Consider the following 13,392-nt stretch of genomic DNA (forward strand, 5'->3'; position numbering starts at 1 on the left):
AAGGTCATCCTTTTTTAACAAGTTCAAATCCCACCCACTCATCTTTAGCCAGACGCTTCAATACGCTGAAGTCAGGATCAATCCCAAAGCGATCTAAAAACTGTTTTTCTCTTTCAAGTAAAATTCCTGTTAGAAACAAATGGCCGCCGGGATTTAAGGCCCTTTTCAAGTGCGAAGAGATCTGAACAAGAATTCCATCAATAATATTTGCAACCACTATATCAAACTTTTGATCGATCTCATCGACCTGTTCATCAATAACGTTTATTTTAGAATCAACGCCATTAAGAACCACATTTTCCCGACCCGTCTGGCGCGCCAACTCGTCAATCTCTGTGGCCATCACCTGAGAGGCTCCCAACATGACAGATAAAATGGAAAGTATCCCTGTGCCGGTGCCCACATCTAAAATTGACGGCTGATTGTGCCACTGAGGGTATTCACTCAAAAGTTGTGACATCAACTGCGTGGTGGCATGAGTACCGGTACCAAAGGCTAAGCCGGGATCCATCTTTATGATGGACTTCGCTTCTGCCGGAGTCTCTAGCCAACTGGGCACGACCCATATCTCATCAGCCAATCGAAACGACCTGAACCCCTTTTTCCATTCAGCGAGCCAATCCTTGTGCGGCTCTTCGTGGGTTTCAATTGTTACGCCCGGATATTGCCCCTGTAATTTAAAATAGAAATCTTCAGATGGTTTACTTTCAAAATAAACCTCTAAATCATGAGTGCTCGTGGGCAGCGTGGTGACGGCAAAGGTGTCAGTGTCTTGTACGTAAGACAACTTTTCTGTGATTCCCGATGCTCCAAATTGAAAGCAAAGGTCACTGACAAATTCTTCATCCTGATCGTCAACTCCGACCAAGGTGACTCGCAAATAAGACTCAGACATGCGCCGAATATGGCGGGAGGGATCGGGAGTGTCCATCGATTCCCATGGAAGCGAAAATTTTATTCAAAATGGGTGGGCTTCCCTTCCCCTGGCCTAGCGTGTTTCAGTTTTGCACAGGCATTTCAACAGGGGCTTGTTCGTCGCCAGGTACCGGCTTACTTGAGGCAAACTCCATGCTTTCAAACGGCTTTGCCAGTTGTGGCTTTTTAGGAACCATGATCGGCGTCTCTGCGGCTGCTGACTTGGTGGGTGCCTTGGCCTTTTCACTTTTTTCGCCCCCACCAAAATGAGCCGTGCCCAGATCGAGGCGGTCACCCACCAGGATGAAGTTAAATTCAAGAATAGGCATATTGTCCCGGTCAAATGTGCGATGAAGCCTAGCCACACTCATGTCTTTTTGCACGTGAATAACCTTTAGTTCACCAACCGGAACAGATAGGTCAGAGGGATTGTTATTTTGGTAAGGGTCATACAATGCCCGCTTTCGTATGACTGTGATGATCATACCTGACTTAATTCCCGCATTAGACCCCGCATTAATATAAAAATCGCGGTAAACAGGTTCGTCATCGCTCATTGGTAGGTTTTTTCGTACATCAAATACTGTGACTTCTTGAGCCCGAGCTGGGGCTACGGTTATGACTGTGACCAGCGCCAATATCCAACTTAATATTTGCCAAACTGAAGGCATATAAAACTCCGCTATCATGAGTTAAGCGGTCCGTGCTTTACACAACGAATTAGGCCTTCCTGGCGTTCATGATACTATTCGGAGATCTCGGAATGAGACTTTAAGACTTCTTTTAGAAATTGGACTTATGTCGCCGATTAAGCGGTGGCCCCGGGCTCGCTGCCAGTGCCTGAACCTATGTCTTCAGAGGGCAATGCCACAGCCACTCCCCAATCCAAAGCCTGGCTTTTGATGGGGTGAGATGGACTTTGAACCACTCGTTGTTGCAACTTTGAAAAGATGGGTTCGCGAATGGCTAAATTGTTATCTTGTAAAACAATCTGTCTCGCTTTTCGGTTTGCACCATTTATTATGATGGGAGCTTTCAAGTTGGCCGTCATTTTCGTCGGGTCCTCGGGAATAGTTACAACGGTGAAGTACCGACAATCATCTAGACTATTAATATCTAGAGACTCCAGATCTCGTTTTCCAAGATGGATGCTATAACCTTCAGCAAACAGCTCAGGCTCTAAAACCGGAAAAGCAATGGCTGGATTTTCACAGCTCTGCAACCAGATAAAAATCTCATCATGGGGATCATCGAGAAGGACAAATTGGCGCATGTGATCAAAGCCGAGCAGCCCTTCTGGAAAATCTAGAATGTCGTCTTCGGCAAACTCCACAGCACCAAAGCGGGACGTCTGAATCTTCATCTCCCCTCCCTACTGTTAAAGGATGCCCCTATCCCTAAGACACCGCAAGCCCAAATAAAGGTGAATTTGAAAAAAATTCGGACCTAAGTCCAATAAACTGATGACTAAATGTGTTATTTTTTCAGGAGCGCTGCCACGGCGCGGGTGTTTTCCGAGGTGGTTTTTACAGACTCCTGGTTTTGATCTTTGATCGCCACGTAGACTTCTTCACGGTGTATTTTGGTGTCCTTAGGAGCCTCAATACCTAGCCTAACTTGTTTACCTTTTATCTGCACCACACGTATTTTTATGTGGTCGTCGATGGCGATACTCTCACCCAATTTGCGGGTCAAAACCAACATGGTTTGGTCTCCTTCAACATCCTGGTCAAAGACTGACGAGCGGTCTTTAACGATCCTCTCGTAAGACCCATTCGGCGTTTTTCGAATGGAACATTAGCTATTCTGTGGGCAAATAATTGTCAAGAACGCAATTTTAGCCCTTTGGCCATTAACTTTGTTTAAGTTCTGAGCAGAGAAGGCGTCGGTAAAACCATTGGGTTGGACTTTTCACTGTATCTAAGCCCATGCGCTTTAGATGAGGCAGGTATTTAGTGTCTAACTTGCCTTTGAAAAGGGCTTGTAAGACCAGGAGCACCGCGCCCCAGGCCCCCTCAGATTTCTTTTTTAAAGATTTCAATGCGGCACCGAGGGTGATTTCTTCTTCTGTAAAATCAGTACCAAAAGGAAAGCGCGGGAAGAGTTCTTGTTCGCGCCACTTCCTAAGCCACTTTTTGTAGGCTTCGGGATAGTTGTTTCGATAGGACTCCGGGATTTCATAGGTTTCGTTTAACTTGCCTGCCTTTTTTGCCTGCTTTAACAGTTCGGGCTGAAATCGAGAATCTGCGATGTTTAAAAGTCGCTTTATAACTTCTTCGTCAGTTTGCCCTCTAATGTCTGCAATTCCGTATTCTGTTATAACTATATCCCGCAAGTGTCTTGGTATGGTCGCGTGTCCGTAGCTCCAAACTATATTTGATTTTAGTTTTTTTCCATCTGGCCGAGTGCTACGTAACTGAATCACGGAGTATCCGTCTGGTAACTCCTGAGCCATCGACACAAAATTATACTGCCCCCCCACGCCGCTAACCACGCGACCGTCTTCCAATCCGTCAGACACGGCGGCTCCCAGTAGGGTCATCATCAGGCACGTGTTAAAAAATCGAGCATTTTTTCTGTGTAAACGATCGATTTCTTCGTGCCCGTAAAGGTGATTGATCTTTCTCACGCTTTTCATGCTGATAAGATTTCGCTTTTCTTTTGGCATCGTTCTTAAGGCTTCATAAAAAGCCTGCGGCCCGAGAAAAAAACCGCCATGCATGACTTTTCCGTTTTTCAATCGATCGCCCAGGCAGAAGCTAAAAATGTATTGTCGACTTTTTTGTTCACCTAAGTCTGCCGCAAACACATCGCCATTTTTATGTTGGATCTTTCCCTCTTTGTAAGTGATCACACTTGAGTCAAGGAAAATACCAAACGCCTGCAAAAACTCAAAATCTTGCTGTCGGAGCTTGGCACGTATTCTGCCTTCTTCAAGTAGAGCCATTACCATGGCGCCATTGACTTTATAGGTGATCCGATTTTGGTTTAACAGGCGCTGCAATATCACATCATCGAACACCTGGCGCTTAATTATGCCCGTATCAAAGAGGTGCAAAAAGCCGTCTACAAGCATCTCTGTGGCTCCAAGCAGACCTTTTTCGAAGGTGTCCACCCCGCCCTTGTCTTTTATGATCTGGCCAAATCGATTTTCAGCATCAATGTCGGCCAAAATATTTTTGTAGATGTGGTTTTGCCTCTGTCGCAAAACTAACGAATATACAAACGAATCGCCGAGCGACCCGATGCCTACCTGCAACTCTCCATCATCTCGAGCAAGAAGACTGCCGTACAGGCCAATCATAAAATCAGCGTCAGATATGGCCATTTTGGGCGGACCAAAAACTTTGTAATGCTGTTCTGGATTATCGACCACGAAATCAAAAGTACTCGAGGGTACGACGGCATCGCCGTACATAAAAGGTAAATTGTTGTTCAGCTGTCCCACTATCGCCGTGGGCTGCCCAGAGTTATTTTTTTCTTTGAGCGGCTCCACCAGGTCTAAGGTGACATCCGGGTTGCAACTAAGACTATAGTCACCGGGTTGATTTGAGTCTTCGCAAATCATCTGGGCTAGTACATTCACTCCGTGGTCCATCATATCCCGTGCCACATGCGTGTAATTGCTGCTCACATAGTGTCTTTGGGCGTCGGTGTTTTTTAGATACTTTCCGGCCGGAAAATAAAATTCCACTACCTCAATGTTGGCAGGCAGTTTTTTCGCCATCCGATCCAACTCGTAGTCTAAATCAGGATAGTCACCAAAAACCCGGTCGGCAAATGGACCAAGAAAACGTTGTTCAAAAAAACTTTTTCCCTTTGGTCTCTCAAGGGTCAGAGCTGTCATGATTTTAAGATTAATTGAAGGGTCGGATTTAGCGCGCTGGTAAAATGCATTCACCAAGTGATTGGGTTTACCCAGGCCCAGGGGAATCCCTAGAACGATGGACTTACCCACGTGGGCCACCACCCTATCCACACACTCTTGTGGATTCATAAATTTTTGCGGCGTTGATTTATCTAGTTGTGCCACCTGAATCGCCCCACCTCGTTAATACGCAGTAGAGCAGAATTCTTTATGAATATCAAGGAGATAGGTTCTCGCAAATGACGAATTTCAAAACTATGAAGACTTCTGGCTACCAGCTGTTATCTGCGCAATTGGCGCTATTGGCGCTTCAACAACTTTGTTCTTGGCCACGGGCAAACTCCCCTCTCTGCCATTGCCGGATTTACTGAGATATTGGCCGACGATAATGTGAATTCCGAAGACCAAAGAACGTATCTGGGGATCATTCGCCGAAATATTGTGCATTTGCAAAATTTAATCTCTGACATTCTTGATGTTTCAAAGATTGAGGCTGGCCGACATCAGGTCACAAAAGAAGATATACCAACCAAAGAGTTGGTGAACTCGGTAATGGACCTTCTATCACCACTGGCTCAAGAAATAGGACTTCAGGTTTTTACCGGTTTCGACGCCCGCGTTCCTGCTGTGATTTTTTCTGACCCCACCCAATTGAAACAGATTTTGTTAAATGTGGTTGGTAATTCGATTAAATTCACTGACGAAGGCCAAGCAGAACTGAACGTTCAGTATCAGCGCATTAAAGCGAGCCCCCAAGATTCTGGCTTTTTGATATTTACGGTCAATGCCACTCAAGATATTCAAGAGAGTGTGCTAAGATTCGGGTTCAACGGGTTTATGGCTAAACCCTTTAACCGAGAACAGTTAATCGATTTATTGAAAAGATACTGATGTCTAGGATGAAGCAAAAGCTAAAGCCATTCGTTCAGAGCCTCGCGAATCACCTTGGCTAAATCCGTATCTATTTCCTGTTGTGCGACCAATGTGTGCAGGTACTGAACAAGCTCTGATTCTTTCATCAATAACCGCTGTCCGTCAGCCCGCCGCTTATACCACAATAGGCGTGCCACAAGCTCGTAACCTCGTTCAGCCACTTTTTGCTTTTCGGTTTCATCCCGATCGGTCATCTGCGATGCTAACTGCAATACCACTTCTTCTTTTGTTATTGAGAGATCTCCGTCTAGGTGTCGCCTTAATAAGTTCGCTATCGCTGGGGCAGTTTCAGGCGCTTCGATTTCACCACTAATGAAATCTGAGGCCGACAAAAACTTGTCTTCGTCTTTGCGAACAACGAATTCGACAAGCTTTCTATCTGTGACAATGGTTTTCTCGCGGATGAGTTCTAAAAGTTGCGACACGCGGCTTCTGCGCTGAGCTTCTTCTTCTAGCTGTTCCTGTGTTAATCCCTCAGAAATTGCCGATTGCGTTTGCTCCCTAAGAAGGGCTCGCGCCAGCCTAGCGTTGCGCTCAACAAACAACTCCTTTTCTTCCTCAGAAACTACTTTGTCGTCTGTCTCTTTGTCATAGATCCATATTTCTGGAAACCGCTCTTTTACGAACTTCAACCAAAGCTCTCTCTGCTCGCTTTCTGTTTCGGCAACTGCAATTTTATTGATTGTCGGATCATCTTCTCGCAAGTAGTTCGCTACATCTTCAACTTTGGATGTGGTTGCGTCCCAAGCTCTGTTAAAAGTACTGATGATCGCCTTATCCACTTCAGCCGCATATCCGACAAGTCCGGCCCCTGAAACACTACTGGCCAACAATAAGCGACGTGCCCAAACCTTCAAACGATTCAAAAGGCTTTTTGGATCTTTAATAAGCTTATATGTTTCAAACTCATTGAGGGTACTTGCAGCCTCTGATTCGGAGAAAAGTCCACCAAAAGCGCGTGATAAAAAGCTGGCTGCGCGATCATCTTCTTCTGTGTTTTTTGCTGTATCTCGTCGTTGCTTTTCAGCCTTGTAAACCAAGGTGGCCAACCATTTAATCGACTGCACTGTGGGAGCTAGCTCTGCAGCCAGCAGGTGACCTTCGATCGCCCTAATCTCCGTTAATGCTTCGCCACTGAGTCTGCCGTCGGCCACTTGTTTCTTTAGCTGTCTAACAACCTCTGCCAACGATCGCAACTCTTTGGCATACCTTTGCTCAAGTTGAGATAACTTTCCATTTTTTGAATTCAACAGGATCAACATCTCTTGACGACGTTCATTTATATAGTTGACTACATTTTCCCGTTCCATGATCGCCATCGACACAGTTTGAAATCCACCCACTGAAAAAACGGGAAGCTCCTCTATGTCCACAGGAAAATCTGATTTGGGCAAGCGCTCTAACGCATAGAGAATTTCTAATTGGATCCAGTGGTTTACAACGGCGGTATATAATTCTACATATTCTGACCTGTAGTTTGCAATGTGTTGAACCAATTCACTGATTCGCTCCTGCGCTTCTTTATATTCTGGTGGCAGACTGTCGATTTCTTTTCTCAATGATTCTATTTCTGCCCTGATAGATTCAATGGACGACTCATTGGCCCCGGATTCCTGCAGGTTTTCTAATTGTGCACTTAAGTTTCTCAGTTTTATTTCACGTCTGAGATAATCACCGTAAACAACGGCGCTGGCCACATCCTCGGCATCAACAGCATAAAAAGGCTTAGACCCTTCGCTTTTTAAAATTCGCGCCTGTCGCAGGCGATAAGAAGAAAAACCCAGGCTTGCCCGCGCCAAAGCGTGCTTTACGGCCTGCCAGGGATTTTTCAAAAACGGCCAACCCCCGTTATGATGCTTCCATCGTTCTTCGAGGTCTTCGACGGCTAAACGAGTCAACATGCGTTCGGCCTGAGCCAAATCCACTTCCGTAGAAAATTTTAACAACGAGTTTGCCGTGCTGGTATCCCGAGACTTCAATACCCGAACACAGGCGGAATCGCCAAGCCGAGACATGATCCTTGATTCAATAATGAGGTCTGATTCGCGGGGCTGATGAGAATCCTGTGACTGCCCGTCATTGGCCACACTGGCCGAAACCGCGACAGTTTGTGAAAAAATGACAACGAATAAGACTCCGATAAGCCTGGCAGCCATCGAACCTCCCAATGAGTGAGTTGACTGGAATGACATAGCAAGGTTCAGACCATCGGGAAATAAAAGAATGCCTTAGACCTCTAGTCGTGAATTTTTTCGCAACTTGAACTTACAACCCACGCGCCCTGATCGCCGGGCGTAACTTGAAAAATGGATTGGCACTCATAAAGTTCGGTCTTGTTGCTGGGGTCACAGTCCAAAAACTGAACGGGCACCACGGCAGAAATCTTCATCACCCGAAAGTGAGTTGTTTCATTAAGAATTGTGAGATTTTTATTTTTCAGATCGTTCGACGAAAAATGGCAAATGGGTGGGGCCCCCTGCCGCATAAAATAGGCCTCTACCTCCGGCTCCAACACCAAATCAAACCAATGTTGGCCTGTTTCATACGCTGCCCCTGTGGAGCCGATCATCAATGACATTAAGAAAATGAGATACGTCAAACGTCCCCCCTTTGATTTCTGTTCTCCTATTCATCTTTTGCGGCCTTGGCAAGCATAAGAACCTGTATTTTTGTGTGAACGCTCTTTCGCCCAAAGTTGAAATGCCCCACTATACGACTCTTTCGAAAATATTGACCCTATTTCACTTCTTTTACCACAAGCTCGACAACCCAGGTAACTCCATCAAAGGCAAGGTCGGCGTCAGCCTTTTCGTAAAACTCGGAAGGGGTTAAATCCTCTGAGCCGTAGAAGGCCAACTCTCTGTCACGCCGAAGAGACCTTGAGAGCTGAACTATTTCAGTTAATTTTTGCTGCACAGCTTTGGGCAGGCGTTCTTTGTGGTCTTCAAGCACGGAAGAGACATCATGTATCCGTGGCGCCTCGATGGCAGAGGCCCTAAGCAAGGCCTTTAGCGTAAGTTCTAAAATTTCTTGTGATTCTCTCACAACATCCGCCCAAGATTCTTCGTTGTACAATGTCTGGACCGCCTTTAGGCGTTTTTGAGATCTCGACAAATAATCTTGAATCAACGACATGTTACGCATGACCTTCTCCGCTGTTATAAACCCAAACTGGCTGTCCATGTACAAGACTGCGGCGGTATTTTTGATCAAATATCAAATGCCGAAGTTTTACAAAAATTCTCTGAGCCAGTAGACTTGGATCAAACAAAATCATTCCCTCTAAGGCTGTCTCCAGCCATAGTGTACTGGCATTCAAATCATCAACCAACGGGTGAGTGAAGTGAACGGCATATTTTTTACTTAATTGCCGTTTCTCGCTCAACTCATCCCACTTTCGATAAAGCTGTCGTTGGATATTAACGCTATCATCAATGACACAAAGGATATCAATATCCGAAGCCTCGGTAGCTTCACCCCGTACTGATGATCCATATTGAACGATGGCCACCAAGCCATCGCCGACAAACTCCTGTAAAGTATCAACAAGAAGTCCCTTTGCACCCGTTGCGGGTTGCTTCAGCCGATCCACGCAAACCTGATTGAGTGAAGCACCCTGATCAAGTGCCACTCGTTTCAGCTCTAGATGAAGGTCCGGCGGGACTCTCACTACGAATTTTCCGGAAGCTGTTTTCTTATTCATCGATTGATTGTAGTACTATAGTATCATTTTATCAAGAATATAGATCGACCAGGTTGATCCTGGGGCCAGGCCGATTAGAGAAAAGCCCAAACGTCGAAGGTCGGGCCCTCTCACAAATATTCATTCTTCGCTAAAGACTCCTTTGGCCACTTAATTGCTACTTGTTGCAAGATTGATGGTTTTAGGGCATTTCCCTATCCATTAGTGGGAATCAAAAAAACGCAATGTCTGCATAGAGTTAGGGCTATGAGATCTATACTAAAAATAATTTTACAGGCTTGGGCCATTGCCCATATCGCGGGTTCTGCTGCCGCTTTTGTGCCTCCATTTGAAGAATCTTCAGATAACCATGGCCTGCGACCGGTTAATTTTGTGGCTCCCAATGAAGAGTTCCCTGATGATGCTAAGGCTCTTCTGAGGCGGGCGCCTGAGGGCATTTACCTTTCAGTGGGTACCGAACGAGCCTTTATGGGATTTGCTATGGCCGATAGGGCCAGCCATCTGATGATTGTAGATGCCGACCCTAAGGTGATTCGTTTTGCAAATATTAATATTGCGCTGTTGGCTATGTCTGAATCGTTGGATGAGTATCGCGCTCTCCGATTTGCCGAATCACACAAAATTTGGTCCAAGAAAATTAAAGATCTCAACTTACCAAAAGAGGCCTTTTCAAACATGGATGCTGAAGGTTTTGAGTTCTGGAGTGAAAACATCAATCGAGAGGCCTTTAATAGTTTTCATAGCACTGAAGACGACGCCAACGGTCCCTTTGCAGAGAGTAACTACCTTTTTAAATGTGGGTGTTTTCAAAAAATTCATCAAGCCGCACAATCAGGCCGAATCGTCGCTCGACTTGTGAACTTCAGAGACGTAAAAACTGTGGTGAGTATGGTGGAGGCCATCAAAACCACAGAAATTCCCCTTTCAACATTTGATATGAGCAATGCTTGGTGGACCGAATACATGGACCCAAGCCGCCACCTCGCCCCCACATTGCACAAATTAACTGAAATCTCCCAGCCTCACAGCCTCATGTTGGCCACAAACGCTCCGTTGGTACCCGGAATTCTGCCCAAAACCCGTAAACGCAATCGTTGGTACTACATTGGTTTCACGATGGAATATTTAAAAACGAAAACCGGCCTTCAATCCGACCAATTGAAAAACATTTTTCACGGTGCAAAAAAGGGAACGCTGAACTTAGCAGATCCCGACCAAGTCGTCCCCAACTGCGCAGGCCTTCTGCGGTAGGAAACTTTAGCTGCTTGAATTTGGCCTAGGACCTCTGCTGAGCACACCACTTATTACAATTTTCAAGATGCCGCCACAACAGAAGCTGGTACCTAATATTAATCGATAAAGTCCATGAGGCTGGGGATGAGTAGTTTGCCTGAGGTTTGTAGTGTGGCTTTGAGAGTGCCTTCTGTTTTGTTGATGTCACTAATCACCTCAAAGGCGTCGACGTCCTCGAGTTGTGACACGAAAACCTTATTGTCCACTTCGTTTTTCTGCAATGTACCTAGTGCCGTGTCTAATATAGATACTCGCGACCCTACTTGCGCTCGGGCGAGAATCACTTGGTTGATTGCCGTATCAAGACTCTCTAGAGTATCTTGCACGGCTTTTTGATCATTGGTTTTAAGTGCAATTTGTAAATCACGCACGGTTCTGAATATGCTAATTCCGGCTTCATCTAGACCTGAGTCCGATGGATTCACGCCGCCCTCATTGGCGCCATTCCCACTTTGGCCTTCGGTGGATGCCGGGCCTCGCAAGCGGATGCGCATGTTGCCCCGGTCTGGCTCTGGTTCTGGCTCTTGCTTTTTGTTTCGTGCTTGCTCTACTTTTTGATCGTGCAGAGCCTTTTCTTCCATTTCATTTTGTTTGAATTCTTCGCTCTTGCCCAACTGAGCCATTAACTCATCAAGTGTGGCCGCCTGAGTAGTGGTTACGTGCACAATCCCGTCACCGGAAAGGCCCTGACCTTGAAAGATTTTATTGCCAGGAATATTCATTGCCAAAAATGAGCCCTTGTCTAGAGCCACCAACATTTCGCCATCATCGCCATTGTACTGGCCTAAGTTAGAAAAGGGCGGACGAGTGGTGCGATATCCACCAAAAATAAACCGCTCTCCCAATTGTCGGTTACTCACTTTCACAAGCTGATTGTAGATTTGCCCGATCTCTTCAGCCACCACGCGGCGGGTTTCTGGGTTGGCACTCCCATCGCTCGATTGATTAATTGCGAGTTCTTTAGCTCGCACCAAGTGGTCCGTCACTTCACCTAAGGACTGGTCAGTGAATTCTAGAAAGGAGCGAGCATAGTTTAGGTTTTTCTCATACTGGCCCGCAGCCTCGGCCTCCACCCTTACCGACAAAACTCGAGAGGCTGCCACGGGGTCATCGGAGGGTTTCGTTACGCGCTTTTGTGTGGCCGCCTGGTTTTGCAGGTGTGACATTTCGGATCGATTTCTCGAAATGTTATGTCGGACTTGATCAAATTTCATGTTATCAGCAACACGCATGACTCAGGCCCTACCTTCTCAGATTCAGTACGGTATCCATCATCTCATCGGCGGCTTTAATCATTTTCGCCGACGCATCGAAGGATTTCTGAAACTGAATCAATTTTGTGGTTTCTTCATCTAAACTAACGCCACTAATACTTTCTCTCATATTTTTTAGCTGCTTAATGATATCTTGTTGCGACTCGAGGGATGAGTTAGCTCGGTTAGCCTCAATACCTGCCCGACCCACCATACTGTTGTAGAAGTCATCAAATGTGGTTGAACCCTCTCGCATGATTTTTTGACTCTGCAGTTGGTGAATCACGTTGGATATCCGGTTGTCACCGGGAGAGTTAGGTGTTGCTGCCGCAGCAATAAGACCCACATCTGTTAATATTTTTTCGTTCACATTGAGGTTGATCGCTGCCCCGTCCACTTCTTGCACAGAATCAAAAAAGTTCACGCCCGTTGAGCTGTATCTGTTAAATCCTTCCACGTGAGCCCGGTTAACTTGATAGGTCAGCTCGTAGGCTAGCTCATCTAAATCCCGAAGAAATCCATTCACCACGTCGTCTCGCACGTCAAGCATACCACCGAGTGCGCCACCAGTAATTTGATCTGTAATCCGCACGGGTGTCGACGAGTCTGTTGAACGATAGAATAGGTCGAAGTTGCCCTCTCGCTTCCCTTCGCGCCCTGGCGTGGACGCCACTTCAATGGGGCGATAACTGTAACCTGACACTAAAACCGCGGCATTACCCGCTGTGATGGTAACAGTACCATCTTTACCTTCGGCATACCGAATATTAACTTTTTCTGAGAGACGCTTGATCAACTCATCCCGTCGATCTCGCTCGTCGTTGGCTGGCACGTTGTTCAACTCTACGATTTGAACTTTTTCATTGAGCTTTGCAATTTCTTTGGTGATTTCATTGATATGTTCAACCTGCGTGCGAATCTGATAATCAATATCAGTTTGTACGGACGTGAGCTGACCATAGGCCCTTTTAAAATCGTTAGTCAAAAATTTTGCGGCCTCTTTCACCTGTGTGCGCGAGGCCAGACTCTCGGGGCTGTTACTCAACTCTCTCCATGAGTTGAAAAAGTCAGTCATAAAGCGGTTGATCCCCTTGTTAACCTGTTCATTGTAAACTTCTTCAACCCTTGAAAGAGCCTGCTGCCGGGCTTCAGAGAAGCCAAGGTTATTTTGCTCTTGCTCAATTTGGCGCTCAAGGTAGGGGTTATTGATGCGAATAATTTTTGTGGCCCGAGAACCCGTTCCAATTTGCAGCCGGCCCTGCCCGATGGGTGGGTTTGATTGCAATTCCACGCGCTGACGAGAGTATCCGTCAGTGGACTTGTTAGCAATGTTGTGGCTGACGGTCTGCAACGCTGTTTGGCTGTTCATCATTGAACGCCGACCGACATCCATCATGGACCATATACGGGACATCCTGTCTCCTCAA

General features: G+C 46.2%; 13 protein-coding genes. 2 read left to right on the forward strand and 11 right to left on the reverse strand.

From position 1 onward, the window contains the following. Window positions 1-4: 4 nt before the first annotated feature. The 5 genes from prmA to H6626_09620 form a co-directional block, all read right to left on the reverse strand. Window positions 5-931 (reverse strand): 50S ribosomal protein L11 methyltransferase, encoded by a 927-nt coding sequence (gene prmA, locus H6626_09600; protein ID USN46469.1) that lies wholly within the window; start codon window positions 929-931, stop codon window positions 5-7. A gap of 67 nt (window positions 932-998) precedes the next feature. Next, window positions 999-1,586 carry a hypothetical protein gene (locus tag H6626_09605; protein USN46470.1) on the reverse strand — a complete coding sequence of 196 codons (588 nt, stop codon included), beginning with the start codon at window positions 1,584-1,586 and terminating at the stop codon, window positions 999-1,001. A gap of 137 nt (window positions 1,587-1,723) precedes the next feature. Then, window positions 1,724-2,278, reverse strand: coding sequence for a flagellar assembly protein FliW (locus tag H6626_09610; protein ID USN46471.1), 555 nt, complete (start codon window positions 2,276-2,278; stop codon window positions 1,724-1,726). Between the two features lie 113 nt (window positions 2,279-2,391). Continuing rightward, window positions 2,392-2,619 (reverse strand): carbon storage regulator CsrA, encoded by a 228-nt coding sequence (gene csrA, locus H6626_09615; protein USN46472.1) that lies wholly within the window; start codon window positions 2,617-2,619, stop codon window positions 2,392-2,394. A gap of 148 nt (window positions 2,620-2,767) precedes the next feature. Then, window positions 2,768-4,948, reverse strand: coding sequence for an acetyl-CoA hydrolase (locus tag H6626_09620; GenBank protein USN46473.1), 2,181 nt, complete (start codon window positions 4,946-4,948; stop codon window positions 2,768-2,770). Window positions 4,949-5,158: 210 nt separating this feature from the next. On the opposite strand from H6626_09620, the gene H6626_09625 reads away from it, so the two are divergent. Continuing rightward, window positions 5,159-5,674, forward strand: coding sequence for a hypothetical protein (locus H6626_09625; protein USN46474.1), 516 nt, complete (start codon window positions 5,159-5,161; stop codon window positions 5,672-5,674). 20 nt (window positions 5,675-5,694) lie between these two features. On the opposite strand, the gene H6626_09630 is transcribed toward H6626_09625, so the two are convergent. The 4 genes from H6626_09630 to H6626_09645 form a co-directional block, all read right to left on the reverse strand. After that, window positions 5,695-7,872 carry a hypothetical protein gene (locus tag H6626_09630; protein USN46475.1) on the reverse strand — a complete coding sequence of 726 codons (2,178 nt, stop codon included), beginning with the start codon at window positions 7,870-7,872 and terminating at the stop codon, window positions 5,695-5,697. 80 nt (window positions 7,873-7,952) lie between these two features. After that, window positions 7,953-8,315 (reverse strand): hypothetical protein, encoded by a 363-nt coding sequence (locus H6626_09635; protein USN46476.1) that lies wholly within the window; start codon window positions 8,313-8,315, stop codon window positions 7,953-7,955. Window positions 8,316-8,452: 137 nt separating this feature from the next. Beyond that, window positions 8,453-8,860, reverse strand: coding sequence for a HEPN domain-containing protein (locus tag H6626_09640; GenBank protein USN46477.1), 408 nt, complete (start codon window positions 8,858-8,860; stop codon window positions 8,453-8,455). Then, the gene (locus H6626_09645) at window positions 8,853-9,419 is read right to left on the reverse strand and encodes a toxin-antitoxin system HicB family antitoxin (GenBank protein ID USN48994.1); all 567 of its coding nucleotides are present in this window, start codon (window positions 9,417-9,419) and stop codon (window positions 8,853-8,855) included. Before H6626_09645 ends, H6626_09640 begins: the two co-directional genes overlap by 8 nt. Window positions 9,420-9,665: 246 nt before the next feature. On the opposite strand from H6626_09645, the gene H6626_09650 reads away from it, so the two are divergent. Further along, the gene (locus tag H6626_09650; protein ID USN46478.1) at window positions 9,666-10,670 is read left to right on the forward strand and encodes a hypothetical protein; all 1,005 of its coding nucleotides are present in this window, start codon (window positions 9,666-9,668) and stop codon (window positions 10,668-10,670) included. Between the two features lie 98 nt (window positions 10,671-10,768). Here H6626_09650 and flgL read toward each other — a convergent pair whose 3' ends face one another. Then, window positions 10,769-11,944 carry a flagellar hook-associated protein FlgL gene (gene flgL, locus H6626_09655; GenBank protein ID USN46479.1) on the reverse strand — a complete coding sequence of 392 codons (1,176 nt, stop codon included), beginning with the start codon at window positions 11,942-11,944 and terminating at the stop codon, window positions 10,769-10,771. Window positions 11,945-11,954: 10 nt separating this feature from the next. Next, window positions 11,955-13,379 carry a flagellar hook-associated protein FlgK gene (flgK, locus tag H6626_09660; protein USN46480.1) on the reverse strand — a complete coding sequence of 475 codons (1,425 nt, stop codon included), beginning with the start codon at window positions 13,377-13,379 and terminating at the stop codon, window positions 11,955-11,957. Window positions 13,380-13,392: the final 13 nt, after the last annotated feature.

Source organism: Pseudobdellovibrionaceae bacterium (genome assembly GCA_023898385.1).
Lineage (GTDB): Bacteria > Bdellovibrionota > Bdellovibrionia > Bdellovibrionales > UBA1609.